We start from the raw sequence: 25176 nt of genomic DNA on the forward strand, positions 1-25176 counted from the left end.
GGAAGAAGAAATGCTTTACAGAGCAATGATTGCGGATGATTATGAGGCGGCTTATCAGTTATGGGGGAACACAACGGGCATGAACCTGAGCCAGGCGGATTCGCGGGAAGAAATTCTGCGTTATCTGGAGCGGAATCCAGGAATGAGCCAGGTATGCGAAGATACGGACGGCACGCTTGCCGGCACTGTCATGTGCGGACACGACGGGCGGAGAGGGTATATCTATCATGTAGCCGTCAGCGGTGCCTGCCGGGGCAAGGGGGCCGGCCGTGAAATGGTGTCCCGTTCGCTTCATGCCTTGCGGGAAGCGGGCATTGCGAAATGCCATTTGATGGTCATTGAGGGCAACGAGCTGGGACGCAGCTTCTGGTCGGGCACAGGCTGGCAGGAGCGGGACGGCATTATACTCTTTTCACAGAATACCTGATCGTGCGGGGGCTGATGCCGTTCATGGGGCTTGCTGTCTGACAGCCGCCGGACTGCCATCTCCTTCCCCTAGCTGCGTTCCGGCCCCCGCTATGATAATACGGCTAGGTCAGTCATTCATTAATGGTAATCATGATCTTGCCGGTATTCCGGTTGTGTTCCATATATTGATGAGCATCTGCGATTCTTTCCAGCGGGAAGGCAGAATCTATAACGGGTTTTAGGTCCCCGTGTTCAAAATAGGCAAAAGTATGATCCATAAACTCCCTTGTGAGCCGGGCTTTATAGGCATCGCTTCTAGGTGTAAGTAAAGTTCCGGTAATTTGCACGCATTTGGACATCAAGGCGAATAGATCCACTTTATTGACCTCGCTCCCGCCAAGGATTCCGATCAGAACCCAGCGGCCGCCAGTCTTAATGCTATTCAGATTATGTTCCCAATACTCCGCCCCGATAAAGTCGAGAATGAGATCCGCGCCTTCACCGTCTGTAGCCTGCAGCACGGCTTCCGGAATAGACTGCTCTTTGTAATTGATTAGGACGTCTGCCCCCAGCTCTTTACATAAAGCCAGTTTCTCCGCTGATCCGGCCGTCACAATAACTTTAGCCTGACCCAGCCGTTTGGCGAGCTGAATGGCAGCAGTACCCACCCCGCTTGCACCGGCATGAATCAGGACAGTTTCCTGCTTTTGAAGTTTGCCGATCCAGAACAGCGTTTGGTAAGCCGTAAGAAATACTTCCGGAATCGCAGCCGCCTGTATAAATGAAAGTGAGTCAGGGATTTTCATTGCCCGGTCGGCCGGTAACACCGCATATTCCGCATAACCTCCGCCATTTACCAGCCCCATCACCTTATCACCGATTGCGAAAGAAGCGCCCTCGCTTGCTTGCACAACCGTTCCGGCAATTTCTATTCCAAGTACGGGATTCGCCAAATAGCCTGCGGTGCCCTCCCGTAACAAAATATCCGTGCGGTTAACAGCTGCTGCATGTACGCGGACAAGCAGTTCGTTCTCTTTCCGGTCAGGAACAGGCAATTGAGTGACAGTCAGCTGCTCGGCACCACCAGGTTTTTTTACAATAATACCTCTCATCATCATTCTTCACTCCCATAAGTTTGTATTCATTTCCCTTGTGTAACGGTTGTTTAGGCGTTTCGTCTGATTTCCATGGAGTATAAAATACAAGATGGCCAGTCCCAGAATCATGCATCCGCTGATCACCATACCGTTGACCTGGCCGACATGATAAGCGAAAGTCCCGATTCCCGAGCCAATGGAGCCTCCAAAATAATACCCCACCATGTACAAGGAATTTAACCGGCTGTGTTTCTCCGGAGCCAGGCTGTAAATCCGCCCCTGATTCAAAGACATATTCATCCGGGAGCCGACATCCAGCAGGAAGGTAACGACTATGAGCAGAATGAGGTGATTCCAGCCGAAACCCAATACGGCAAAGGAGAGTAACATCAGAATTAACGCGGCCTTATTCCATTGTCGGGCATGCGGGCTGTCGGATAAATGACCGGAGAAACCTGCCGCACCGGCACCGGCAATTCCGATGATCCCGAACATCCCGGTCAAACCGCTGCTGAAATGATACGGGGCACCGTTCAGAATAAGGGTAAGGGGCACCCAGAAAATGTTGAAAGCGGCAAAAGCGGCTGCTCCCAAAATAATCGTTTCTCTCAGAACCGGCTCTTGGGTAAGCATTGGAATCATAGAGCGCATAATTGCAGAGTAAGACGTTTGCTTCGGCGCAAGGTCATCCGGCAGCTTGACGTATAGATAAGCGGCAATGAACACGAGCAGGGCGGCAGCAAAGATGTGCATGGTCTGCCAGTTGAAAAGTTGTCCGATCCATCCTCCTGCTACCCGGCCAAGCAACACCCCCAGGAAGATGCCGGTCAATAATCTGCCGATGACGGTTCCTTTATTCACGGTTTGCAGGTTGGAAGAGACAAAAGGAATAATCAGCTGAGCTGTGACTGTGCTGATCCCAAGCAGAAATCCGGCGGCCAGCAAGAGATAGAACGTAGGGACCACGGTCATAAGAACGAGCCAGAACGCAGACAACAGCAGACTAGCCAGGATTAGGCGGCGTCTGTTCAACCGGTCGCCCAGCGGGACAACGAACAGCAGGCCGATGGTATATCCGGCCTGGATGACGGTTAAGAGCAGCCCGGCCCTGTTGGAATGGACATGGAAATCGTTCATTATGCCGGATAGCAAGACCTGGTCATAATACAAATTGGCTACTGCAATGGCACATACAGCAGATAACAGCCATTGGAGCGTTACAGTAAATGACCTTTGGCCGGAAACAGGTTTCATTGGATAATCATCCTTTCTGCTTGCGATAGGAACAGTGTAAAGAAAAAAACGGACGCCAAGAAGATCCGTGTTATCCTAGGATTGTGAGTCCTATGGAAAAGGAGAACCGGTATGACCTTGGAACATGAAAAGCATCTCGCCTTAGGGCAATTTCTGAAGAAAAAACGTGCCTCGCTGACACCGGAGCTTGCAGGTCTGCCGCTGGGCAAAAAACGGAAAGTATCCGGATTACGCAGAGAAGAAGTGGCCGATCTGGCGAATGTAAGTGTGGATTGGTATATACGTCTGGAGCAGGGGAGAGCCGTCCAGCCTTCGGTAGATGTACTGATGTCGTTAAGCGGCGCGCTGCAGCTGAACCGCAAAGAGCGCGATTATTTGTTCAACCTGGCGGATCAGCGGCTGCCGGAGGAGATGCCGGGCGAGGTTGTTGTCAGCCCAAGATTGCAGCAGTTTCTGGATGCCCAGAACCCCTATCCGGCGTATGTATCGGATGACCAATGGAATATCGTGGGGTGGAATAAAGCGGCAGCGCTTGTGTTTGGGGATTATGCCAAGATGACGGCTTTGCAGCGCAATTCCTTATGGCGTGCCTTCACAGACCCGTACCTGAAAGGACTGCTCGATAATTGGGAGGGCCATGCCAAACTGCGGGTAAGCCAATTAAGAATGGCGCATAGCCAGTTTCCGGCAAATCCGGAGCATTTGGCGCTCGTCGATGAATTATGCCGGCAAAGTCAGATATTTAATGAGTGGTGGAATGAGCCGTTTATTATGGGGACTCCAGAGGGGAAAAAACTGCTGCATCACCCGGTTGCCGGGGATATCCGTTTAGATTATCTTTCCTTTCAGACGGACGAGCATCCGAATGCAACCGTTACCGTCCACTTGGCAAGTGATCAGATTTCGAGAGAGAAACTAAGCGGGCTTTTCAACAAGCAATGAAATTGCGAACAATAGTGTAGGTTCTGCATTCGTGCAGTATAATATATAGGCAAGTAAATGGCGAAATTGAATAGCAGGTGATCTGACAATGCGTTTTAAAGATGTGTTCTCTATAATCGGCCCGGCCATGGTCGGGCCTTCCAGTTCACATACCGCAGGAGCGGCACGGATCGGCAGAGCAGCCCGGCAGGTCCTCGGCGAAGTGCCGCGTGAGGCGGAGGTCATATTTTTTGGCTCGTTTGCCGCAACGTATCAGGGGCATGGAACCGACCGGGCTATCGTCGGCGGATTGCTGGACTTTGCTACAGACGACCACCGTTTGCCGGATTCCATTGAGCTGGCCGCTGAAGACGGGATGGAGATTTCTTTCCGTCAGGGCGCGGGCTTGTTCCCCCATCCGAATACCGTGAAGCTGCGTCTTACCGGCCGTGACACAGGCACAGAATTGACGCTGACGGGGATCTCGATTGGCGGGGGAAATATAGAGATCGTTGATATTGACGGTTTCGGGGTTAAGCTGACCGGAATGTATCCGACTGTTCTAATCAACCACATGGATTATCTCGGGGTACTCGCCAGTGTTACGGATGTAATGCGCCAGGGCCAGTTTAATATCGGGCATATGTCCCTTGACCGCAAGAACCGCAGCGGTGCGGCGCTGACCGTGCTGGAGCTGGATGAACCTGCAACTGCAGAACTGCTTCAGGGGCTGCGCGCTCTGCCTGCTGTGAAATCAGTCAAAGTGGTGGATCTGAACGAGGATACGCGAGCACAGAAAGGGAAGGAAAGTACAACATGAATTTTCAAACTTTAAGCCAGCTGGCTGTATTATGCGGGGAGCGGGGCCTTGGCATCGGTGCGCTGATGCTGGAGGAGCAGAGTGCGGAATCCGGACGCTCGAAGGAGCAGGAATTCGCTACGATGAGCCAATATTATGGCGTAATGAAGGAGGCGGTACACCGCGGCATGACGGAGAATACGACCTCGCGCAGCGGCCTGACGGGCCTGGATGCCCAGCGGGTTGCCGCCTACAATGCCGCGGAGGAGCCATGTCTTGGCGGACCTGCCGGACAGGCGATGGCCTACGCATTAGCCGTATCAGAAGTGAATGCCTCTATGGGGCGGATTATCGCTACTCCGACAGCAGGCTCCTGCGGAATTATTCCCGGCGTATTTCTCAGCTGCCAGGAGCGTTTCGGATGGGATGATGATTATATGGTGTCGGGATTGTTTGCCGCAGGCGCAATCGGATATGTTATTGCCAATAACTCTTTTGTATCCGGGGCAGAGGGCGGCTGCCAGGCGGAAGTCGGTTCCGCAATCGGTATGGCTGCGGGAGCGCTGACGGAGCTGCGCGGCGGTACACCGGCCCAGGCGGTTCATGCCGTGGGGCTGGCGCTCAAGAACACACTTGGCCTGATTTGCGATCCGGTGGGCGGGCTTGTAGAAATTCCCTGCATCGTGCGCAACGGCTTCGGTGCTGTTACCGCACTGGCTGCAGCGGATATGGCGCTTGCAGGTGTGCGCAGTGTGATCCCCTCTGATGAAGTGATCAAGGTGATGCTTGAGGTTGGCTCAGCCATGCCGGAGAAGCACCGCGAGACGGCCGGGGGCGGGCTGGCCCAGACGCCTACCGGGCGCCAGATTATGAAAGATTTGCGAAGCAAGAAATAATCGGCTTATATTTCGCCGGGTAGGCATTATATGATCTTATAACATATGGAAACGTTCAAGTTGCTCCCACATGCCCTCCTGCCGGAGAATTTCCGGCTGTTTCGGTCCAAGCAGATCGAAGTGGGGGAAGGGTTTGCGGTTATGGATATATTGCGGCGGAAGACCGTTCTGCTGGCACCAGCGGCGGAGACGGGGCAGGTCGCTGCAGCCAACTTTGGTTACGGTGGTGATTCCCGGAAACCGCGGATCGAGCCAGTAATGGGTCAAAAAAGCGATCTCCCCCCGGGAGACCGCCTGCTTCCACCGGTTCAATTCTTCTCTGTTAATTCCGAAGGCCATAGCTGTCTCATCCTTATCCTTATCAGTAATTGTTGATCCATTACATCTCTTGAAAGGGGAATACAACATGAACGGGCAAGTTAGAGCCGATATCCGTCCCGGACTTGAGGTGGATATTGTACTGAAGCAGGATCAGGCTACAGGCAAACTCACCCATGGTACAGTAAAAGATATTCTGACCAACTCACCCCGCCATCCGCACGGCATCAAGGTGCGGCTGAGCGACGGTCAAGTCGGGCGGGTCAAGAATATTACGGGCTGAATGCACAGCCCGCTTAATCTATAGTTCCGAAGGCGCTCTGCCTGATGCTACTTTGCCGGTTAATAGGCTAGTATCAGGCGATGCGCTTTTTTTTTCTGCTCAGCAGCAGGGCGCCTAACGCCCCATGAATTCCTCGACATACTGATCCGCTTTGGTCTGGTTACACAGATTGCAGGCACAGACACAGTTGTCGGGAGTGGTATGGCCGCCCTTGGCCCGGGGCAGAAGGTGGTCGATGGTGTCCCCATACAAGCCGCAAAAATGACAGGTATAATTATCCCTTGTCAGAATTAAAGCTCGGAAATCCTTGTTGCTGTACAGGCGGCGGATGGTGCGGCGGTTTACAACCACTGCGGCATGCTCCCTGACGAGCGTAACAGCCAGCTCAAGGTCAATTTCCTGATGCCAGCGCCGCCCTTTATCGCTGTGGCCGCGCATCAGGATCATTCCCTTGGCAGAGGGGATAAGTGCAGAATAGTCGCCGGGCTCCGGCTTGAACCCCGCGGTCTGCGGGGGCCTCCGCCGTTGTTCGCCCTGGCGCGGCCGCGCTTTTCCCCGGCTGCCTGCGGCAGCCGCAGGATGCTTGGCTTCCTTGGAGCGCTCCGGCAGGGAATGCTGATGCACCTTAGGCGTAGCAGCCTTGTGACCCGGCAGAATTGCCGGGATTGCAGCTGGTGATTGCACCGGCTGTCTGGCAGCGGAGGCTGTAGCCACAGGTGCGGAAGCCCGCGCCGAAACAGAGGCCTCTGGCCTCTGGACTTCCTGAAGCCCCTTGGCTGAACCGCTCTCGCGTGCCTTGCGGCATTCGCGGCAGGCCCCGCGGCGGGACTGGCCCTTGGACCGCTTGCCGGTCCGCCTGCGGAATTCGGAGAGCGGTTTATGCTGATGGCAATATGCGCATTGTTTAGATAAAGGCAGGCTGATATCGGTCATAAGTATGTTTGGAAGGACGCTATACCAGCGCCTGTCCATTCCCCTCATTTTTAAGATAACTTTAGTATAGCGTAAAGCGCGGCCATTCACACGGCAGGTAAAAAAAGCTGCAAATTTTCTAATTTGTGACATCTGTCTTGGCGGCAATTAGGGAAAACCTGTAAAATCAATAAAAAATACGAAAGCGGGGAATCGGGTATGAGGCAAAGCAACAGAAGGCCGGCTGCTGTTATTTTACTGTATATTCTTCAGGCTTTTCTGGGGGTAGGAGCGATTGCCGGCGGGGTGATGCTGCTGATTGACCCGAGCGGAGAAATGATGGGAATGCCAACTTCCGTGCTGGAAAGATCACCTTTTAATAATTTTATTATTCCGGGTATCCTGCTGTTCCTTGTTTTTGGGGTGCTGCCGCTGGTGGTGCTATACGGTCTGGTTAAGAAGCCGGACTGGGGGTGGGCTGCGCCGTTGAACCCCTTCAGGGCTCTGCATAGCGCCTGGGCTTTGTCCCTGTATATCGGGTTTGGGCAGATTATCTGGATTATGGTTGAAACGTACATGATGAATGCTGTCTCTATGGTGCATGTATTCTATACAAGCCTTGGGCTGCTCATTCAGGCAGTCACCCTGCTGCCGCCGGTGCAGAGATATTTTATACTAGACGGCCGGCAGGAAAGAAGTTAGAATGGCAGTGAACAAAAAAGGGCTTTCATTTGACCCTGGAGGTGAACCGGAATGACTACAATATACGATATCGCCAAAAAAACCGGTTACTCTCCGACTACGGTATCTAAGGCGTTCAATAACTACTCCGATGTGCGGGAAAAGACGCGGGAGGAAATTCTGCGTACGGCCCGGGAGATGGGTTACCTGCCTAACGCGCATGCCCGGACACTGACCACGAAGAAGTCCTGGACCCTCGGCGTATTGTTTGTGGAGGGCACGGGGGTAGGCATCCGCCATCCCTTTTTCGGTGCGGTTATTGAGAGCTTCAAACAGGTGGCTGTAGCCAAAGGATATGCCCTGATGTTCATCTCGAAGGATGTCGGCGGCAAGCAGAGCGGATATTTGGAGAATTGCCGGATTCATGGTGTCGACGGTGTGGTGGTGTTCCTCTCCGACTATGAAGACCCGTATTTCCTGGAGCTGCTGGAGAGCGATATTCCGACAGTGATTCTGGATTATGAGACAGCCCAGTCTCATACGGTCTGCTCGGATAATACGGCCGGAGCAATGCTGGCGGTGGAGTATCTGACTTCTCTGGGACATAGCAGAATTGCTCATATTTCCGGCGGAATGAACACCATTCCGGGCAGAAGGCGTGAGGAAGGCTATGTGGCGGCGATGAAGGTGCACGGTCTGGAGCTTCGTGAGGATTACATCGTTGAAGGCGCATTCTATGCACTGGAGAATGGGTATGCCGCCATGCAGAGGCTGCTTGAATTACCTGAACGTCCAACTGCCGTATTCGCTTCAGGCGACTTGCTGGCACTGGGTGCCGTAATGGCGGCCAGGGACAGCGGCTTGTCCGTACCGGAAGATATCTCCGTTATGGGCTATGACGATATCGAGCTTGCCAGATACGTCACACCTGCACTGACGACAGTCCGGCAGGACACGGCTAATCTTGGCACAAGGGCAGCGGAAATTTTACTTGCTTCGATTGACCGCAAGGGGACAGGAATGGAAGCCATCGTACTTCCTGTGGAAGTGGTTGTGCGGGAATCCTGTGCGCCGCCTGGCGAGGTTTAACAGCGTTTCGCCGGGACGCGCTTTTTTTTCGAAACAAATCGAAACCGGTTTCGATTTGGATTAAGTTTTTAAACCTAACTAAGGAGATGGATTCATAATGGCAGCAACCCGCTCAGTCGTAACAGCAAAAGAAACAGGAGAACGTTTAAGTCCACGGGAAGGTTTGCAGTTTAAGACCTGTACCGCCGGCCAGCCGGCTGATATTCAGCTGCAGCCGGAGAAGGAGTTCCAAAAGGTGATTGGTTTTGGCGGCGCTTTTACGGAAGCGGCGGCTTATACCTTGTCGCGGATGAGCCCGGGTAAACGGGCGGAGGTGATCCGCAGTTATTTTCACCCTGAGGAAGGCTTAAGCTACAGCATGGGGCGCGTGCATATTCATAGCTGTGACTTCGCGCTCGGCAACTATACGTACGTGCAGGATGGGGATACAGAGCTGGCTACCTTTGATATTTCCCATGATCATCAATGGGTGCTGCCGCTGATTAAGGATGCCATGGAAGTTAAAGGCGGCACCTTTACCATGCTGGCTTCGCCCTGGAGCCCACCGGCCTGGATGAAGACGAACGGAGAGATGAATAATGGCGGTTCGCTGAAGCCGGAGTATGCCGATGTCTGGGCGCGGTATTACACAAAATTCATTGAAGCCTACCGTAAAGAGGGAATTCCGGTCTGGGCCGTATCCGTGCAGAATGAGCCGGCAGCGGTGCAAACCTGGGATTCCTGTGTATACAGCGCAGAGGAAGAGCGGGATTTCGTCAAAAATCATCTCGGCCCGGCTATGCATGAAGCCGGAATGGGGGATGTAAATATCGTCATTTGGGATCACAACCGCGACATTATGGTAGAGCGTGTAACTCCTATTTTGTCAGACCCTGAAGCTGCGAAGTATGTATGGGGTACCGGTATCCACTGGTACGGCGGTGAGGAATTCGACAAGGTAGCCAAGGTGCATGAGCTTTTCCCGGATAAGCATGTGCTGTTCACGGAAGGCTGCCAGGAAGGCGGAGTCCGTCTGGGCGAATGGTTCACCGGAGAACGGTACGGACGCAATATGATCGGTGATCTGAATGCCTGGACGGAAGGGTATCTGGACTGGAATCTGGTGCTGGATGAGACCGGAGGGCCTAACCATGTGGGCAATTTCTGCGATGCACCGGTTATCGCCGACACGGTTACGGATGAGGTCCATTACAACAGTTCGTATTATTACATCGGGCATTTCAGCAAATTTATCGCTCCCGGGGCAGTGCGGATCGGACTGGAATCCACAGCGGAAGGTATTCTGTCCACGGCTTTCCGCAACCCGGACGGCAGCCTCGCCGTTGTCCTGATGAATGAGAGCGGAGAAGCGCGCAGCGTGACGCTTGGGCTGGGGGATGAGCAGGCCGGCTGCCAGCTGCCGCCGCACTCTATTACCACACATGTGATTTCGTAATTGCGGCGTTAACTTAACTGGAAGCAGGCTTCCGATGCGGGCTTTGTACGAAGTATATCCAATATGTTATGTGCTAACAAAACTAAGCGTATGCTTCCGAAGCGAGTTTTATTTGTAGAAGATTCGATGAAGTATAGGCTCATAAAACTTTTAGGAGGTTATCAACATGAGCAATTATTATTTTGATTCCGGCAAATTTGTAATGGAGCAGTTTCATGAGAGCAAGCCGTTTGCCAGCTTTCTGCCCGGGCTTGCCGGGCTTAAGGGGATTCCGATGTGGACTTTCTATGTCAACCGCGGGCAGGGGGTGTGCAGCTTTGGGGTGCGTGACAAAAACTCCCCGATCATGGAGTTCTCACCGGCGAACATCTCCCACAAGAATGTAGCGTCCTCCGGGTTCCGGACGTTCATCAAACTAGGGCATTCTCCGGAGGTCTATGAGCCGTTCCAGTCATCCCGGCCCGATCCGGCGGCCAAGCGTAAGATGACGATCCTGCCGAACGGGTTGACTATTGAGGAGTCCCATGCCGCTCATGGCCTGAAGACGACCGTACACTATTTCAATCTGCCGAATGACGACTATGCCGCTCTTGTGCGGCGGGTGGAGATTGAGAATACAGGCAGTGGAGAGCTTGAGCTCGAGCTGCTGGACGGTCTGCCGGAGATCCTTCCATACGGCTCAGCCAACAGCGGATACAAGGAAATGGGCAACCTGCTGCGCAGCTGGATGGAGGTCTACAATCTGGAGAAGGGCATTCCCTTCTACAAGCTGCGCTCCAGCACGAACGATGATGCGCAGATCAGTGAAATCCAGAACGGCCATTTCTATCTGTCCTTTACCGGGGAAGGAGAGCTGCTGAAGCCGGTTGTCGATTTCGAGCTGATCTTTGGCGGCAACACCTCTCTTGCTTATCCGGACCGGTTCGCCGGGCTGTCCCTGGCTGAGCTCCTGGAGCAGCCGCAGTATCCGGTAAATAAGGTACCTTGCGGCTTCAGCGGCAGTGCACAGACACTGACTTCAGGCAGCAAGCTGGTGCTCAATACGATTATCGGGCATGTCAGCGACATCGATAAAATCAACCGGAAGGCGGATCAGCTCTGCCGTGATGAATATATTACCGGCAAGGCGCAGGAAGCGGCTGAGCTGACCGAGAATCTGACTGCTGACATCGCCACCCGTACGTCCTCGGCTTTGTTCGATGCCTATTGCCGCCAGTCGTATCTCGACAACTTCCTGCGCGGCGGGTATCCGTTTATTTTTGACAATGGAAAAGACGGCTTTGTAGTGCATCTGTACTCACGCAAGCACGGCGACATGGAGCGGGATTATAATTTCTTCTCGCTGGCTCCGGAATACTATTCACAGGGCAACGGGAACTTCCGCGATATGAACCAGAACCGGCGGAATGATGTGTTTTTCCATCCGAAGGTCGGCAGCTTCAACATCAAAATGTTCTACAGCCTGATCCAGGCCGACGGCTATAATCCGCTCAGTGTGCAGGGGACCAGCTTTGAAGTCCGGCCTGAACATGCCGCGAAGCTCAAAGAGTGGATTGCAGCTTCTGCAGCGGATCACCAGGCTGAGCTAGAAGCACTGTGTTTAGGCAAATTTACACCGGGCCGGCTGATCAACTACATCGCCGATCATGATGCGGTGCTGAAGGTGGATGAACAGGAGTTCCTCCGCGGCGTGCTTGCCCTGTCTCAGCAGAATATTGAAGCCGCCTTCGGCGAAGGCTTTTGGAGCGATCACTGGACCTATAATCTGGATCTGGTCGAAGGTTACCTGGATGTATTCCCGGATAAGCTGGAAGAGCTTTTGTTCGGGGATGAGACCTACACCTTCTATGACAGCCCGGCTTATGTGCTTCCGCGCAGTGAGAAGTATGTAATCAGCGGCGGCAAGGTCCGGCAGTATGGTGCGCTGCTGGAAGATGAAGAGAAACTGCATAAGCTGCAGCGCAAAGCCGGAGATACCCAGTGGCTGCGCACGGAAGGCGGATTCGGGGAGATCTACCGCACGAGCCTGTTCGTCAAAATGCTGTCCCTGACCTTGAGCAAGTTTGCTACCCTTGATCCATACGGCATGGGGGTAGAGATGGAAGGCAACAAGCCGGGCTGGAACGATGCCATGAACGGTCTTCCGGGCTTATTCGGCTCAGGGATGAGCGAAACGTTTGAACTGAATCGGATGATTCTCTTCCTGCTGGAGTCCCTGGAGAGCGGAGAAACCGGTGACAGAACGGTGGCGCTTCCGGTAGAGATGGCCCTGCTGCTGGAGCGGGTGCATCATGCTGCAGCCACGGTGCTTGCCGGAGGACTTGCTGAATTTGACTATTGGGATACTGTAGCTACAGCGCGCGAGGCCTATCGTGAGAGTATCCGCTTTGGAATCACCGGTGAACAGGCTGACGTTAGCCTTGCAGTGATCCGGGAGGCGCTGGGCAAGTTCCTGCACAAAATTAATGCCGGGATTGACCGGGCTGTCGAACTGGGCGGCGGACTGGTGCCGACTTACTTCCGCTTCGAGGCTGTGCGCTATCAGCCGGTAACGGATGAGGCGGGCAAACCGGTGATCAGCGGCTATGGCCTGCCGAAGGCTACAGTGGAGGAATTCGAGGCGATCGCCCTGCCGTATTTCCTGGAAGGCCCGGCCCGCTGGCTTAAAACGCTGGAAAGCACCGATCAAGCCAAGGAAATCTACATTAAGGTTAAGGGAAGCGGATTGTTCGATCCGGTAACCTCAATGTACCGGACTTCTGTATCCCTGGAGGAGGAATCGCATGAAATCGGGCGGATTCGGGCCTTCACACCGGGCTGGCAGGAGCGGGAGTCGAATTTCCTGCATATGTCCTACAAGTATTTGCTGGAGCTGCTGAAGGCAGGACTGTATGAGGAATTCTTCAGTGAAATGAAAACTTCGCTGATTCCCTTCCTTGATCCGGAGGTCTACGGGCGCAGCACACTGGAGAATTCCTCCTTCATCAGCACAGGCGGCAACCCGGATCCGGGAACCCATGGGCGGGGCTTCGTAGCCAGACTCAGCGGATCCACTGCAGAGTTCTTGAGCATGTGGAGAACGATGATGGCGGGAAGCCGGATGTTCTCGGTAGAGAATGGCGAGCTGACGCTGGAACTGGCACCGGCGCTGCCAGGCTGGCTGTTTGACGAGCAAGGCAAGCTGTCGTTCACGTTTCTCGGGGGAACAGAGGTAACCTATCATAATCCGCGGCGTGCGAATACTTACGGTACGGAGCGTGCGGTCATCGGGCAGCTGACACTGGTCTACAGTGACGGCACTGTCCGGCAGATTGACGGAGCGCTGGTGCGCGGTGAGGACGCCGAGGCGCTGCGCCGGGGCGAGATATCATCGATCCGGGCAGAAATGGTATAAAGTCATTTATGGGAAGGCCGATGAGGCCTTCCTTTTTTATGGGCATAAAAGAGGCTGGCTTACATAAAAAATGGTCGATATTGACACAATAAGTTTGATTATGGAATTATTCGAATATGTTTGGGGAGGCGAATGATTATGTCTGCACACGTGATGAACAAGAACCTCTCGTCCAGTTTAGATGAAAATATTAAGTTTTTTGAAGAGCTGTTTCAAGGGGACGATACCTTGCGATTCCGCAGGTTTGGCAACCAACGTAATCTTCACATGACGTATTGTATCCTATATATCAATGGGATGGTGAATGAGAATATCATCACCGATACCATCCTTCATCCCCTGGTCAGCACAACGTTCGAACTTAATGAAGTCCAAGGATTGGATACGATGATTGAGCAGGTCATTGATTCGGCATTCGCCAATAAAACGGGAGATATGGACTTATTAATAGAGGCTATATTAGATGGACAGGCTGTTTTATTTGTTGACGGCATACAGGAAGCCATTATTATCTGCACCAGAGAAGTGAAGACCAGAGCCATTGAAGAACCTGATTCGGAACGTGTTCTCCGTGGACCGAAGGAAGGATTTACGGAGTGCATTACGGACAACTTGACCATGCTTAGACGCAAACTAAAGACGGTTAACCTGAAATTGAATTCTAGAGTGATCGGGACGGAGACCCGTACGAGCATTTACGTTTGTTATCTGGAAGGCATAGCTAATCCCCAGATTGTTGAAGAGCTGAACAAGAGGCTTAACGCCATTGAGCTGGATGGAGTTCTGGATTCAGGCTACATTCAGGAGCTTATTCGAGATTCGCCACTCTCCGTATTTAAGACAGTAGGCAGCACTGAACGTCCAGATGTGGTTGCGGGGAAATTGCTCGAAGGGCGTATCGCATTACTTGTGGACGGAACTCCTGTAGCATTGACGATACCTTTTATTTTCGTGGAATATTTCCAGTCCCCGGATGATTATTATCTTAATTATTACTTCTCTTCTACCGGACGCATGTTACGCATATTGGGTTTCCTGATTACAATCAGCATCGCATGCCTTTACAGTGCTCTGGTCACCTTTCATCAGGAGATGATTCCTTCCGCCCTTGTGTTCAATATTTATGCTGCACGCGAGGGTGTTCCATTCCCGACAATTGTTGAAGCCACCGGGATGCTAATTGTTTTTGAAATCCTGCGGGAAACGGGTCTGCGCATGCCTACTTTAATGGGACAAGCATTAAGTATTGTGGGCGCATTGGTTATTGGACAGGCCGCAGTTGAAGCCAAGTTCATTAGTGCTCCGATCGTGATTGTTATCGCTCTTTCAGGCATTACAGGGCTGATGGTTCCGAAGCTTAAGGGAGCAGTCATTCTGATTAGATTTGCATTCATTGCTTTGTCAGGGATTCTGGGCCTTTACGGATACGTATTTGGACTTGCCGGGTTATTAATTCATCTCTTCGAGCTGCGCTCCTTTGGCGTTCCCTATATGTATAAGCTGATGTTACTTAATTTTAAAGAGGACATTAAGGATACTGCCATCAGAGCCCCGTGGTGGTATATGAGGTACAGACCGGGACTAATCGCGCTGAACAAAATAAGGAATACCACAAAGAACCGGCAGAGAAACAAGCAATGAGAAGGAAAAAGGTGCTGCTTGTGTTTGTGATGACCGCCGGTCTTACACTTGTAAATGGCTGCTGGAACTATCGCGAGATTGATTCGCTTGCGATTGTATCCGGTGTTGGTATCGATCGCAGCGAGGATGGACAACATTATGTAATGACTGCCGAAATTATCGGGTTTTCCGGGACGGGGAAAGATGCCAGAATCAAATCTGAGCATGTGGAAGCGAAGGGTGAAACCCTGTTTGATACTGCAAGAAATATGACCCGTACCGCCCCCAAGAAGCTCTACTGGAGCCATGCAGGTGTATTTATCATCAGTCAGGAAATTGCAAGAGAAGGAGTGGTACCGTTATTAGATTATATCGCAAGAGGTACGGAGCGAAGACTGCAGATTGTTCCGATGGTGTCCAGAGAAGAAACAGCAAGCGAAATAGTGAAGCTGCACAGTATTACTACTGAGGTACAGATGTATGCTTTGAGAGATGCTATTGAAACTGAGCAAAAAACTTCCTCCAAAGTTCCTTATGTAAATGTAAGGGATGTTATTAATGCCCTTTCTGGGGAAGGGGTATCCGCAATAATGCCTGTGGTGGGCATTAATGATACGGGTGAGAAGAATGCCTCTACAGATTTAGCGGGTACCGCAGTATTTAAAAAGGAGAAACTGGTGGGCTTTCTATCCCCCGATGAAACGAAATGGTATTTGTTTGCCATAAACAAGATTAAGGGAGGGCTTATTCCGGTAGATGTTGAACTTGAGAATATCCACGAGGTTTCTCTAGAAATATCTGATAATAAAACCAAGATAAAACTAGTAGACACAAGCAAGAAACCTAGGGTCAAAATCAAGGTTCATACTGTACTTTCTATCCAAGAAATTGGGGTTACCGACAATCTTCTTGCTGGTGAAGGGTTGCAGCGATTGAAAACAAGCGCTGAAAAAACAATCCAGACAGGAATTGAGGAAGTGGTGAAAAGTGTTCAAAAAAAGTTTGGAACGGACATTTTTGGTTTTGGGGCGGCTTTGAGACAAAGTGATCCCAAGGCATGGAGAAAATGGGAAGAGGAATGGGGCCTGGTGTTTTCCGAATTGGATGTGCAGATTGAGGTGGACGCCGAAATACGGAACAGCAGTGTCTTAAATAAGAGCATTGAAGTGAGGGATTGAGCATGATTCTAAGTTTTGTGCTATATGCAGTACTCTACCTTTCCTCCGTGATATCAGATCTGTTCCCACTCTATCAGAACAAGCGCACAGCATTTTTTTGGATTCTGATAGTGATGGTAGCGAGCTCTTCAGTCTTGACGTTGTTCATAATGTTGGGGGTGAAACTACCCAGTCCGGCGCATTTTCTTGAACAGGCTGTAAATGCCGTTATCGGATGACAACCATAACCACCTTGAGAGGGAGCCCTTTATGAACAAGGAAGTTATTTCAAGCAAGCAAGGCTATGCTATGATCATGATGTTTCTAATCGGGAGTGCGATTGTGTTAAGTCAGGGCGTTCAGGCCAAACAGGATGTTTGGCTGGCTTATATTTTCGCAATGGCAATTGCCGTGCCCGTTAATCTGATCTATGCAAGACTGCTTGCCATCTTTCCCGGGATGGATCTCTTCGATATTGTGCGCGAAATTTTTGGCAAAGTGACTGGGAGCATCATATCGCTGCTTTATATGTGGTACGCCTTCCATTTGGGTTCACTGGTGATGCGGAATTTTTCCGAGTTTATTCAAATCATCTCACTGCAGGAAACCCCTCAATATGCTATTGTTGCCATCCTGGGCGCCTTTTGCATCTGGTACGTAAAGGCAGGTATCGAAGTGATGGCAAGATGGGCGCGGTTTGTATCCGTTATTGTATTAATTGTACTTATGAGCATAGCAGCACTATCCTTAAAAGAAGCGGATTTCTCCAATCTCCAGCCCTTCCTATACAATGGAATTCAGCCCGTTATCAGCAGCGCGTACTCTATTTTTTCGTTCCCCTTTGGCGAAACTATTATTTTCACCATGATTTTTTGTAAGGTCAAGAACAAATTTAATGTCTATAAAGTATTTCTGGTTGGTATACTGCTGGCTGCGTTTATCCTTATAGTTGCTTCAATCCGAAATATTATTGTGTTAGGTATGGGCACATTGGATATGCTGAACTTCCCTTCTTACGCTGCAGTGGGCCTCATTAATATCGGGCATTTTCTGCAGAGAATCGAAGTCGTGATATCTGTAGTGTTTCTGTTGACCGGCATTGTCAAAATTGGCGTGTGCTTGAGCGCGGTATGCAATGGGGCAAACAAAGTTTTTGGCTTGAGGGGTCCTCTGCCGATAGTAGCCCCTATATGTTTTTTAATGATGAATTTGTCTTGCATTATCTATAGCAATACGATGGAAATGCTCGAATGGGCATCAGAAGTATATCAGTATTACGCATTCCCGTTTCAGATTATATTGCCAATACTGATTTGGATTTGTGGAGAATTCCACAGAAGAAAGAAACGGAAGCGGGCTTAAGCTTCGTCATAATGCCTGAAGGCGATAAGGAGTATCGCTGCTCCGGAACCATATGCCTCACGTGCCCCGCTGAAGTGTCCATGCTGCAAGCACCGAATGTTGCTTGTGGTGTTTTGGCATGCTGAATATTCGCCATCCGAAAAATGAGCCCCTAAAACGGAAATTCGCTACCTTACCCTCAGCCGTGAAGACGGTTACAATAAGCACATAGAGCTGCAAGCGCTTTAAATATAGAAAAAGATTTATCTTGGAGGTCCATACGATGGAGAATAAAACAAGCGGCGGCGTAAGTCCGATGAAAAAGCAGCTGATTCCGGCTGTTATCGAAACCGGTTCAGGTCGCAAAAGCTCACTTTGGAAAAGGCTGCTTGCCCAAAGGCATCTGCAGACAATGGCTTTGCTTGGCGTGGTCTGGATGATTATTTTTAACTACATTCCGATGTACGGGCTGATCATTTCCTTCAAGGATTATAACATCGTCAAGTCGATCGCTGAGGCTCCCTGGGTAGGACTTGACCACTTCAGAGAATTCTTGGATGATGAGGACTTGCGGAACGTGATTAAGAATACACTCGGCATCAGCTTGATCAAGCTGCTCATCGGATTTCCGCTGCCGATTATCTTCGCCCTGTTTCTTAATGAGGTCCGTTCCCTCCGCTACAAAAAGACGATTCAGACCATTTCCTATCTGCCGCATTTCCTGTCCTGGGTTGTTCTGGGCGGTATCCTTGCTACCTGGCTGGCGGATGTGGGAATTATCAACAATATCCTGCTGGCGCTGAATGTGATTGACAAGCCGATTACCTATTTGGCTGAACCGAGCTACTTCTGGACCATTATTATTACCTCCGACATTTGGAAGGAGCTTGGCTGGTCGGCCATTATTTATCTGGCGGCGATCTCCGGGGTATCTCCTGAAATGTATGAAGCGGCTACGATTGACGGGGCCGGGCGTTTTCAGAAAATGTGGTTTGTGACGCTGCCGTCCATCCGCTCGACAATCAGCATCCTGTTTATTCTGGCGGTCAGCGGTGTGCTGAACTCCAACTTTGATCAGATCCTGGTGCTCCGCAACTCACTGAACGACAGTGCCAGTAATGTAATTGACTATTATATCTACTATACAGGGATTGTTTCCAACCGCTTCTCCTATTCTGCGGCGGTCACCTTGATAAAAGCGGTCATAGCATTGATTCTGCTGCTGATTGCCAACCAGGTATCCAAAAAAATCAACGACACGTCGCTGTTCTAGAAGAAGGAGGATCTATACCATGTTTTCTCTCAAACGCAAAACGACAGGCGAGGCTCTATTCGATATCGCCAACAATCTGGTTATGCTGTGTATCTGCTTCATTACCTTATATCCGATCTGGTACGTGCTGATCAACGCCTTCAACGACGGAAACGATGCCATGCTGGGCGGGATCTACTGGTGGCCCCGCATGTTTACCCTAAAGAACTTCGATGCTGTATTTGCCAGTCCCGGCATTATGACGGCCATGGGCATTACGGTGGCCAAGACAGTCCTAGGCGTACTGGTGCACGTGTTCTTCACAGCGATGGTAGCTTATGCGCTATCCCGCAAAGGCCTGATCGGCGGCAAGCTCTACATTCTGCTCGGTACGATTACGCTGTTCTTCAACGGGGGACTGATTCCGACGTTTCTGCTGAACCGGGATCTTCACCTGCTCGATAATTTCCTGGTCTATATTATTCCGGTAATGTTCAGCTTCTTCGATCTGATTATCTTCATGACCTTCTTCCGGGAAATTCCCGAGGGACTTGAGGAAGCGGCGCGGATTGACGGCGCCAACGACTGGTCGATTTTCCTCCGGGTGGTGCTTCCGGTTTCCATGCCGGTCATTGCGACGATTGCCCTCTTCCACGGGGTGTATCAATGGAATGATTATTTTTCCGGAATTATCTATATCAATAACCCGGACCTGCAGCCGATCCAGACCTATCTGTTCCGGGTAGTGGCCCAGTCCAGCTCCAACCAGATGATGGTCGCCGTGCAGGGCAGCAGCGTTACGAAGACCGTAACCTCGCAGTCCATCAAGCTGGCCACAATGGTAGTGACTACCCTGCCGATTGTGTTCGTCTATCCGTTCCTGCAGCGCTATTTCGTAAAAGGCATGATGATCGGCTCGATCAAAGGCTGATTAGCAGCCGTCTAACACAGGGTAACTCCTCCGGAGTCAGCATAGGGCCGGTTCCGGGGTTGAGCTTATAATTAACATTTTAGAAAAGGGGTAAATAAGCATGGGCATGAAACGCAAGCCAAAATCAATGGTGCTGCTGCTCTTGGGGCTAATGCTGGCTTTCTCGGCGTCAGGCTGTTCAAGCAACAACAATGCCGGTGGCAATGCCAACGAAAATAAGGGGAACAGCAATACGCCGGCTGCAACAGCGGAGGCTTCCACAGAACCTACAGCCGCAGCCGTATCGGCAGATGAGCCGGGCTGGAAAAGCGACACTTCACCAATTACCTTCGACTGGTATCTGAATTTCTCCTGGTTTCCTAATAAATGGGGTGTAGATCCTACTTCGCAATATGTAACGAAAAAGACCGGCGTTAACATTAACTTTATCGTGCCAGCCGGCAATGAGAATGAAAAGCTGAACACCATGATTGCTTCCGGACAGCTGCCTGACTTCATTACACTCGGCTTCTGGGAAGATGCCATCAAGAAAATGATTGAAGGCGACATGGTGCTTCCGCTCAACAAGCTGGCGGATGAATATGATCCGTACTTCTACAAGGTTTCCGATAAAGATAAGCTCGGCTGGTATACTCAGGAGGACGGCAATGTATATGGCTATCCTAACTCTTCTTCTTCACCGGCAGACTATGAAAAATACGGTGCGAACTATGTATCCAACCAGACCTTCGTAGTCCGCAAGGATATTTATGAAGCTATTGGCAGCCCGGATATGCGTACACCGGAAGGCTTCCTGAACGCACTGAAAATGGCTCAGGAGAAATTCCCGGAAGTGAACGGCCAGCCGCTGATTCCACTCGGTTTGCATGAGTTCACAGAGAACGGTAATGACTCCCTGGAAGGCTACCTGCAGAACTTCCTGGCGATCCCATGGCAAAAAGACGGAAAGGTGTATGAACGCGAAACCGATCCTGAATTTGTCCGCTGGATGAAGACACTCCGCCAGGCGAATGAAGACGGTCTGCTAGCCAAAGACATCTTTATCGACAAACGTGCACAAATGGAAGAAAAAATCGCGCAAGGCCGGTATTTTGCAATGCTGTACCAACGTACTGACTTTGCCTCCCAGCTCGGTACGATTTTCCAGAAGAATCCTGAACAGACCTATATTGCTGTAGACGGACCTTCCAATGCGGCGCTGGATCAGCCGACACTGAACGGCCCTGGGATCTCCGGCTGGACCGTCACGCTGATCTCCAAGAATGTAAAAGATAAAGCACGCGCGATCAAATTCCTCAGCTATCTGAACAGTGAGGAAGGAAATAAAGACTTGTATCTGGGCGAAAAAGGCGTCAGCTATGATACAATTGACGGGAAGGACCAATTTCTTCCTGAGGCATTTGCTCTGATGAACAGTGACCGTGCGGCATTTGATAAGAAATACGGATCTTCCTTCACTTTCTGGATGATGCAGAACACGAATATTACCGATCAATGGGCGCCTAAATCGGTAGAACCGTTCAAACAGCTGGAAGACTGGACACGCGGTAAAGCGATCAACACCTCCGAGTTCCAGTTGATTGACCCTACCGGCAACTCACCGGAAGGTATTATCGCTACCAAGCTGAAGAACCTTCGCGGTAAAACGTTCCCGAAACTGCTGATGGCCTCCTCTGATGCCGAATTCGACAAGATCTGGAGTGAATATCTCGCGAAGAAAGACAAGGAAGGCTTTGCTACCTTCGATGCATACAGACAGAATAAATATCAGGAAAACAAAAAGAAACTCGGCATGGAATAGTATAGATTAAGCCCAATTGCCCGCTGACCGCGGGCTTTTGGGTTGTTTTCTTCTATATATGTAATTGCAGGACCGATGCAATAACGGGAGAGTGTGTATGCGTAAACGGACAAGAGAGCTTTGGAATTCTTTCAGCTACTGGTGGGGGCGCAGATCGCTGCAGAGCAGGCTGGTCGCCGCGTATATTTTTATCATCCTCGGCCCGAGTCTGCTCGTCTCCGTGTATTCCTTCAGGACGATCAACAATACGTATGTCCGTGATGCTGTGGACAAGAACAACTACCTCCTGCAGATGGAGAAGCTGCATATCGTCAATCAGATTGAAGTGATGGAGCGGGCGGCCCAGATGGCCGATTCTGATAAAGTGGTTCAGAATTATCTGATGAATGAAGTCGATCCTCCGCTGGGCGAGCTAATTGATTTTAATAATACGACATACATGACTTTAAACCGCATCCAGGTCATTAATCCGAGTATTGAGCATCTGCGCCTATATTCTCCAAGTCTCAATATGTATGAAATCTGGCCGATTATTTTTCGCGAAAGCCGGGTTTCGGCTGAACCCTGGTTCCAGAAGGCTCTTGAGCTGGGGGAGCGGGAGATGTGGATATTCCAGAATAATGATCCGGATCTCATGGAGCGTTCTACGAATCCGATGACAGAGGAGCAGCCAAAAGTATCTTTGATAAGGGAAATCAATGTTCCGGCCGGTCACCATATAGGGATGATTCAAGTCGATATGATGCTGAATAACTTCACCCCCAAAACCTATACAGATGTGCGGGACAATCAGTCGCAGATGTTCATTGCAGACAGCGAGCTGCGGCTGTTTACACGTACAGACCATTCGTTCACCGAGAATAGTCCGCAGCTGGAGAGCGCCATTGCTGAGCGGCTGAAGATCTATCAGAAGACCGGTGAGTGGAATATTGACTATAAAGAGGGCGGGAAATCCTTTCTGCTGATTCATGCACCACTGGACCGGATCGGTGCCTCGCTGCTTAATGTCGTATCTATGGAAGATGTAATGAAGCGTATCTCTCATACCCGCAACCTGCTGATCGGCGCCAACATCGGCTTTATTTTTCTGCTAACCGCTATTGCTTATGTAATGAATGCATTTATCCTGAAAAATCTGCGCCGTTTAACCGAAACGATGAAGAAGGTGCGCAAGGGAGAGACTTACACAGGGATCACGATCCGCGGAGGCGGAGAGGTGGGAGAGCTGGCGCATCATTTCTCCAAGCTGATGAATACCATTAATACCCTGGTGGCTCAGGCTGTCTACAAGCAGGCGCTTTCGAAGGAAGCCGAGCTGCGCACACTGCATAACCAGATTGATGCCCATTTTCTGTACAATACGCTGGAGAATATCAAGATGCTTGCGGAGATTGAGGACCAGCGGACCATCTCGGATGCCTTGACCTGGCTGGGCGGCATGATGCGTTATAACTTCAAATGGTCCGGCGAATATGTGAAGCTGCGGGATGAAATCCGCCATATTCAAAATTATATCGAAATTATGAATATCCGCTTTGAACACCCCATCCGTCTGGAGTTGAATATAGAGAATGCTTACCTGGAAGTGGAAGTACTGAAAATGTCGCTGCAGCCGATCGTTGAGAACAGTGTGAAGCATGCCTGGACTACCGGCGGAGAGGAGCTCACCGGCCGCACCATCCGTATCGATGTGACAGAAGCAGAGGGAGATCTGTTTATCCTGATCCGTGATAATGGCCTGGGGCTAACACCGGAACGGCTGGCCGCTCTGCATGAGGCGATTTACGCCAGGGAAGAGGAAAGTCAGGAGTTCTCCGGTTCCGGAACCGGGGGCTATAAGGCCGGGGGGATCGGTCTCAGAAATGTCCATCAGCGGCTGCAGCTGTTCTATGGCGAGGCTTACGGACTGGAGCTGCAAAGTGAGCCGGGGCAATGGACTACGGTATTCATGACGCTGCCTAAAGTACTTTTGACGGGGGATAAAAGTTCATGAAGAAACTTCTGATTGTAGATGATGAGAGAATGATCCGCCAAGGTCTGAAGGCGATGATTGAAAGGGAATATCCGTCCCTCTACAGCATAGCACTGGCCGGCAATGGCGCGGAGGCACTGGAGCTGTTCCGGCAGGAGCCCAAAGATATCATCATTACAGATATCCGAATGCCGGTCATGGATGGCATTACCCTGCTGGAGCACCTGTCTGCGGAGTCCGCACCCGGTAAGGGTCCGGCTGTGGTTATCCTGAGCGGCCATGATGATTTTGAATATGCCAAAAGCGCGATCCGCCACCGGGTCAAGGATTATCTGCTGAAGCCGATCCGCCGTGAAGAGCTGTTCGAAACGCTGGAGCAGATTTACCTGGAGCGTAGTGGGAAAGAGCAGGAGTCCGGCGTACAGCAGCTGGAGCAGGAAACAGAGGGGTACCGCAAGGAGCTGCGTGCCACCCGTCTGCAGCGGCTGCTGCTGCTGCAGGATGTACAGCCGTCACCGGAACAGCAGGAGGAGCTGGGCCGTCTGCAGCTTCCTTTTACAGTGGGCGTACTGAATTATTATTATAACGACGGTACACGGATGAAGCCGGGTGAGGTTCAGGGGTTGCTTGAACGGCTGTCCGGGCCGCTGGAGGAGCATTTCAGTGAAATTTTGACGGATTGGGAAGGGAAGCTGGTCCTGGTCGGCAGCGGCAGGGATCGTTTCCGGAACCTCTACCGGCTGGCGGAGGCGAAGGAAATTAAGGGTCTGCTTATTGGGGTTGCTGAGGCAGGACACAGCCCCGGGGAGTTCCAGAGCTGCTATAAGCAAGCCTGCCGCGCACTGCAGTATACCTTCCTGTCGCCGCAGGCGAGCTTTATGGATTATGCCAGTATCCGGGTGGGCCGGCGCAGCTTTCCCTCTCCGGATGAGGAGCTGCGCAAGCTGCTTAATATGCTGGGTACCGAGCGTGAAAAAGAACTCAAAAGCCTGCTGGGCACTATTTTTCATACGGAGCATTTGCCGCACTTGGATTTGGCTTACCTGGAGAGTGTCGCGCGGAGCATGAACGAACGTGTGCTGGATGAGGTGTTCCGGGTACACGGGGAGGCTTCCGTAGAGGTGCTTAAGCTGTATCGTACCGTCGGCGACTTGTACAATTACCGCCATTTTCATGATTATTACCGCGCATTGGAGCATTTGCTCATTAGTGTGAACGATTATATTATTGGGATAAGATCCGCACATACCGAACATGCCGATATGGAAGCAGCACTGGCTTATATTGAGGAGCATTATGCCCGCCCGCTGAATATGGCGATGGTCAGCAACTATGTGTCGCTTAGCTACTCCTATTTCAGTGAGGCGTTTAAGGCCTATACCGGAGAGAGCTTTGTCGTATATTTGAAAAAAGTGCGCATCCGCCATGCGAAAGAGCTGCTGTCGTCCAGCCGCATGAAGCTGTCGGGAGTGTCGGAAGCCGTCGGATTCGAGAACAGCAAGCAGTTCACCCGTGTGTTCAAGGAATTGGAAGGAATCTCTCCCGGAGAGTACCGGGCGAAACTGCTGGATCCCGGGTCCATTCGTCCGGAAGATAAGGAATTCTATTGATTAAG

General features: G+C 51.2%; 21 protein-coding genes. 17 read left to right on the forward strand and 4 right to left on the reverse strand.

All coding sequences use genetic code 11. From position 1 onward, the window contains the following. Window positions 1-10 precede the first annotated feature (10 nt). Window positions 11-427, forward strand: a complete 417-nt coding sequence (locus QU597_RS02165) for a GNAT family N-acetyltransferase (protein WP_310831165.1) — start codon at window positions 11-13, stop codon at window positions 425-427. Window positions 428-539: 112 nt separating this feature from the next. On the opposite strand, the gene QU597_RS02170 is transcribed toward QU597_RS02165, so the two are convergent. Both QU597_RS02170 and QU597_RS02175 read right to left on the reverse strand, forming a co-directional pair. Continuing rightward, window positions 540-1520, reverse strand: a complete 981-nt coding sequence (locus QU597_RS02170) for an NAD(P)H-quinone oxidoreductase (protein WP_310833209.1) — start codon at window positions 1518-1520, stop codon at window positions 540-542. Window positions 1521-1529: 9 nt separating this feature from the next. Then, complete coding sequence (locus QU597_RS02175) at window positions 1530-2759, reverse strand: MFS transporter (RefSeq protein ID WP_310831166.1); 1230 nt, start codon at window positions 2757-2759, stop codon at window positions 1530-1532. Between the two features lie 111 nt (window positions 2760-2870). Here QU597_RS02175 and QU597_RS02180 point away from each other — a divergent pair, with 111 nt between their 5' ends. From QU597_RS02180 to sdaAA, 3 genes are all read left to right on the forward strand, one after another. Beyond that, entirely contained in the window at window positions 2871-3701 is an 831-nt protein-coding gene (locus QU597_RS02180; RefSeq protein WP_310831167.1) for a helix-turn-helix domain-containing protein, read from the forward strand. Between the two features lie 88 nt (window positions 3702-3789). After that, window positions 3790-4500 (forward strand): L-serine ammonia-lyase, iron-sulfur-dependent subunit beta, encoded by a 711-nt coding sequence (gene sdaAB / locus QU597_RS02185; RefSeq protein WP_310831168.1) that lies wholly within the window; start codon window positions 3790-3792, stop codon window positions 4498-4500. Next, entirely contained in the window at window positions 4497-5375 is an 879-nt protein-coding gene (sdaAA, locus tag QU597_RS02190; protein ID WP_310831169.1) for an L-serine ammonia-lyase, iron-sulfur-dependent, subunit alpha, read from the forward strand. The genes sdaAB and sdaAA overlap by 4 nt, the downstream gene beginning before the upstream one ends. Window positions 5376-5411: 36 nt before the next feature. Here the strand turns inward: sdaAA and QU597_RS02195 are convergent, their stop codons facing one another. Then, a complete protein-coding gene (locus QU597_RS02195; protein WP_310831170.1) occupies window positions 5412-5714 on the reverse strand; it encodes a hypothetical protein in 303 nt (100 codons plus the stop codon). A gap of 67 nt (window positions 5715-5781) precedes the next feature. Here QU597_RS02195 and QU597_RS02200 point away from each other — a divergent pair, with 67 nt between their 5' ends. After that, a complete protein-coding gene (locus QU597_RS02200) occupies window positions 5782-5976 on the forward strand; it encodes a YwbE family protein (protein ID WP_054943150.1) in 195 nt (64 codons plus the stop codon). Between the two features lie 114 nt (window positions 5977-6090). Here QU597_RS02200 and QU597_RS02205 read toward each other — a convergent pair whose 3' ends face one another. Next, the gene (locus QU597_RS02205; RefSeq protein ID WP_310831171.1) at window positions 6091-6948 is read right to left on the reverse strand and encodes an HNH endonuclease; all 858 of its coding nucleotides are present in this window, start codon (window positions 6946-6948) and stop codon (window positions 6091-6093) included. 159 nt (window positions 6949-7107) lie between these two features. Here QU597_RS02205 and QU597_RS02210 point away from each other — a divergent pair, with 159 nt between their 5' ends. From QU597_RS02210 to QU597_RS02265, 12 genes are all read left to right on the forward strand, one after another. Further along, complete coding sequence (locus tag QU597_RS02210; protein ID WP_310831172.1) at window positions 7108-7590, forward strand: hypothetical protein; 483 nt, start codon at window positions 7108-7110, stop codon at window positions 7588-7590. Window positions 7591-7641: 51 nt separating this feature from the next. Continuing rightward, window positions 7642-8658: a LacI family DNA-binding transcriptional regulator gene (locus tag QU597_RS02215; protein WP_310831173.1), complete on the forward strand. Its 1017-nt coding sequence runs from the start codon at window positions 7642-7644 to the stop codon at window positions 8656-8658. A gap of 97 nt (window positions 8659-8755) precedes the next feature. Next, window positions 8756-10093, forward strand: coding sequence for a glycoside hydrolase family 30 protein (locus QU597_RS02220; RefSeq protein ID WP_310831174.1), 1338 nt, complete (start codon window positions 8756-8758; stop codon window positions 10091-10093). Window positions 10094-10259: 166 nt separating this feature from the next. Further along, the gene (locus QU597_RS02225; protein ID WP_310831175.1) at window positions 10260-13487 is read left to right on the forward strand and encodes a cellobiose phosphorylase; all 3228 of its coding nucleotides are present in this window, start codon (window positions 10260-10262) and stop codon (window positions 13485-13487) included. 138 nt (window positions 13488-13625) lie between these two features. Then, window positions 13626-15128 (forward strand): spore germination protein, encoded by a 1503-nt coding sequence (locus QU597_RS02230; RefSeq protein WP_310831176.1) that lies wholly within the window; start codon window positions 13626-13628, stop codon window positions 15126-15128. After that, complete coding sequence (locus tag QU597_RS02235; RefSeq protein WP_310831177.1) at window positions 15125-16285, forward strand: Ger(x)C family spore germination protein; 1161 nt, start codon at window positions 15125-15127, stop codon at window positions 16283-16285. Before QU597_RS02230 ends, QU597_RS02235 begins: the two co-directional genes overlap by 4 nt. Before the next feature lie 249 nt (window positions 16286-16534). Then, window positions 16535-17626 carry a GerAB/ArcD/ProY family transporter gene (locus QU597_RS02240; protein WP_310831178.1) on the forward strand — a complete coding sequence of 364 codons (1092 nt, stop codon included), beginning with the start codon at window positions 16535-16537 and terminating at the stop codon, window positions 17624-17626. 295 nt (window positions 17627-17921) lie between these two features. After that, complete coding sequence (locus tag QU597_RS02245; RefSeq protein WP_370656249.1) at window positions 17922-18878, forward strand: ABC transporter permease; 957 nt, start codon at window positions 17922-17924, stop codon at window positions 18876-18878. Between the two features lie 19 nt (window positions 18879-18897). Beyond that, window positions 18898-19788 carry a carbohydrate ABC transporter permease gene (locus QU597_RS02250; protein WP_310831180.1) on the forward strand — a complete coding sequence of 297 codons (891 nt, stop codon included), beginning with the start codon at window positions 18898-18900 and terminating at the stop codon, window positions 19786-19788. 100 nt (window positions 19789-19888) lie between these two features. Then, the gene (locus QU597_RS02255; protein ID WP_310831181.1) at window positions 19889-21589 is read left to right on the forward strand and encodes a type 2 periplasmic-binding domain-containing protein; all 1701 of its coding nucleotides are present in this window, start codon (window positions 19889-19891) and stop codon (window positions 21587-21589) included. A 97-nt stretch (window positions 21590-21686) separates the two neighbouring features. Then, entirely contained in the window at window positions 21687-23582 is a 1896-nt protein-coding gene (locus tag QU597_RS02260) for a cache domain-containing sensor histidine kinase (RefSeq protein WP_310831182.1), read from the forward strand. Continuing rightward, window positions 23579-25171, forward strand: a complete 1593-nt coding sequence (locus QU597_RS02265; protein ID WP_310831183.1) for a response regulator — start codon at window positions 23579-23581, stop codon at window positions 25169-25171. Before QU597_RS02260 ends, QU597_RS02265 begins: the two co-directional genes overlap by 4 nt. Window positions 25172-25176 lie beyond the last annotated feature (5 nt).

Source organism: Paenibacillus pedocola, assembly GCF_031599675.1.
GTDB classification, from domain to species: Bacteria; Bacillota; Bacilli; order Paenibacillales; family Paenibacillaceae; genus Paenibacillus_AQ; species Paenibacillus_AQ pedocola.

What these genes read in the sequence shown, in the direction of transcription:
- QU597_RS02165 (WP_310831165.1), top strand. Translation starts at nt 11, where the DNA reads ATGCTTTACAGAGCAATGATTGCGGATGATTATGAGGCGGCTTATCAG.
- QU597_RS02170 (WP_310833209.1), bottom strand. Translation starts at nt 1,520, where the DNA reads ATGAGAGGTATTATTGTAAAAAAACCTGGTGGTGCCGAGCAGCTGACT.
- QU597_RS02175 (WP_310831166.1), bottom strand. Translation starts at nt 2,759, where the DNA reads ATGAAACCTGTTTCCGGCCAAAGGTCATTTACTGTAACGCTCCAATGG.
- QU597_RS02180 (WP_310831167.1), top strand. Translation starts at nt 2,871, where the DNA reads ATGACCTTGGAACATGAAAAGCATCTCGCCTTAGGGCAATTTCTGAAG.
- sdaAB (WP_310831168.1), top strand. Translation starts at nt 3,790, where the DNA reads ATGCGTTTTAAAGATGTGTTCTCTATAATCGGCCCGGCCATGGTCGGG.
- sdaAA (WP_310831169.1), top strand. Translation starts at nt 4,497, where the DNA reads ATGAATTTTCAAACTTTAAGCCAGCTGGCTGTATTATGCGGGGAGCGG.
- QU597_RS02195 (WP_310831170.1), bottom strand. Translation starts at nt 5,714, where the DNA reads ATGGCCTTCGGAATTAACAGAGAAGAATTGAACCGGTGGAAGCAGGCG.
- QU597_RS02200 (WP_054943150.1), top strand. Translation starts at nt 5,782, where the DNA reads ATGAACGGGCAAGTTAGAGCCGATATCCGTCCCGGACTTGAGGTGGAT.
- QU597_RS02205 (WP_310831171.1), bottom strand. Translation starts at nt 6,948, where the DNA reads ATGGACAGGCGCTGGTATAGCGTCCTTCCAAACATACTTATGACCGAT.
- QU597_RS02210 (WP_310831172.1), top strand. Translation starts at nt 7,108, where the DNA reads ATGAGGCAAAGCAACAGAAGGCCGGCTGCTGTTATTTTACTGTATATT.
- QU597_RS02215 (WP_310831173.1), top strand. Translation starts at nt 7,642, where the DNA reads ATGACTACAATATACGATATCGCCAAAAAAACCGGTTACTCTCCGACT.
- QU597_RS02220 (WP_310831174.1), top strand. Translation starts at nt 8,756, where the DNA reads ATGGCAGCAACCCGCTCAGTCGTAACAGCAAAAGAAACAGGAGAACGT.
- QU597_RS02225 (WP_310831175.1), top strand. Translation starts at nt 10,260, where the DNA reads ATGAGCAATTATTATTTTGATTCCGGCAAATTTGTAATGGAGCAGTTT.
- QU597_RS02230 (WP_310831176.1), top strand. Translation starts at nt 13,626, where the DNA reads ATGTCTGCACACGTGATGAACAAGAACCTCTCGTCCAGTTTAGATGAA.
- QU597_RS02235 (WP_310831177.1), top strand. Translation starts at nt 15,125, where the DNA reads ATGAGAAGGAAAAAGGTGCTGCTTGTGTTTGTGATGACCGCCGGTCTT.
- QU597_RS02240 (WP_310831178.1), top strand. Translation starts at nt 16,535, where the DNA reads ATGAACAAGGAAGTTATTTCAAGCAAGCAAGGCTATGCTATGATCATG.
- QU597_RS02245 (WP_370656249.1), top strand. Translation starts at nt 17,922, where the DNA reads ATGAAAAAGCAGCTGATTCCGGCTGTTATCGAAACCGGTTCAGGTCGC.
- QU597_RS02250 (WP_310831180.1), top strand. Translation starts at nt 18,898, where the DNA reads ATGTTTTCTCTCAAACGCAAAACGACAGGCGAGGCTCTATTCGATATC.
- QU597_RS02255 (WP_310831181.1), top strand. Translation starts at nt 19,889, where the DNA reads ATGGGCATGAAACGCAAGCCAAAATCAATGGTGCTGCTGCTCTTGGGG.
- QU597_RS02260 (WP_310831182.1), top strand. Translation starts at nt 21,687, where the DNA reads ATGCGTAAACGGACAAGAGAGCTTTGGAATTCTTTCAGCTACTGGTGG.
- QU597_RS02265 (WP_310831183.1), top strand. Translation starts at nt 23,579, where the DNA reads ATGAAGAAACTTCTGATTGTAGATGATGAGAGAATGATCCGCCAAGGT.